Annotated in this window: 1 protein-coding gene; it reads left to right on the top strand. The window is 67.3% G+C overall.

The genetic code is table 11. The annotated features are described in order from the left end of the window. Positions 1-157: 157 nt before the first annotated feature. Positions 158-1,112 (top strand): IS256 family transposase (locus tag MTQ10_RS30660; RefSeq protein WP_247474051.1); only part of this gene is annotated, 955 nt, incomplete at its 3' end.

Raw genomic sequence — 1,112 nt, 5'->3', positions numbered from 1 at the left:
GATGGCGTCCCTTGAAGTGGTGTAGCCGGTCTTGGCTGATGTGCGCCCCTGGCTCGCCACCGCGTTGCCCCTGGTGGACCGCTCGTGCGCCCTGAACAAGGACGGGCCACCGTGCAACTCTCCGCGGTGAACGGTGAATCCGACCGGGAGGTGCACGATGGCCCTGGCCCATGATGACCTGCTCCGCCTTCTGGAGTCACTACGTTCGGCGGACGGGCTGGAGATCGTCCGGGCCGCGGCCGAACGAGTCCTGCAAGAACTGATAGAAGCCGAGGCGACACAGCACATCGGTGCCGCATGGGGCGAGCACACCGAGACCCGCACCGCCTACCGCAACGGCCACCGCGAACGGACCCTGACCACCCAGGCCGGCGACCTGGAACTCGCGATCCCCAAACTCCGCGCCGGCACCTTCTTCCCCAGCCTGCTCGAACGCCGGCGCCGCGTCGACCAGGCCCTCTACGCCGTCATCATCGAGGCATACGTCCATGGCGTGTCCACCCGCAGTGTCGACGACCTGGTCAAAGCCCTCGGCTCGGACACCGGCATCTCCAAGAGCGAGGTCTCCCGGATCTGCGGCGACCTCGACGAAAGCCTCACCGCCTTCCGCAACCGACCCCTGGACCACACCCGCTTCCCCTACGTCTACCTCGACGCCACCTACCTCAAGGCCCGCGTCGACCACCAGATCGCCTCCCGCGCCGTCGTCATCGCCACCGGCGTCACCGAGGACGGCGGCCGCGAAGTCCTCGGCCTCATGGTCGGCGACAGCGAGAACGAGACCTTCTGGACCACCTTCCTGCGTGACCTGCGCAAACGCGGTCTGAACGGGGTCCGCCTCGTCATCTCCGACCAGCACCTCGGCCTGATCGCCGCCATCGGCAAGGTCATGATCGGAGCCGCACACCAGCGCTGCCGCGTTCATTTCGTCCGCAATGTCTTCTCGGTCATTCCGAAGCAGCACGCCGAGATGGCCGCCGCGACCATCCGCACGATCTTCGCCCAGCCCGACGCCGTCTCGGTCCGCGCCCAGCTCGACACCGTCGCCGACGCCTTCGGCAAGCAGTTCCCCAAGGTGAAGGAGATGCTCCTGGAGGCCAAGGACGAGCTGA

Source organism: Streptomyces sp. XM83C, from assembly GCF_023072675.1.
In the GTDB taxonomy this organism is placed as follows: domain Bacteria; phylum Actinomycetota; class Actinomycetes; order Streptomycetales; family Streptomycetaceae; genus Streptomyces; species Streptomyces thermocoprophilus.
Note: the sequence above shows the minus strand (reverse complement) of the source record. Positions and strands in the feature narration are given on the sequence as shown.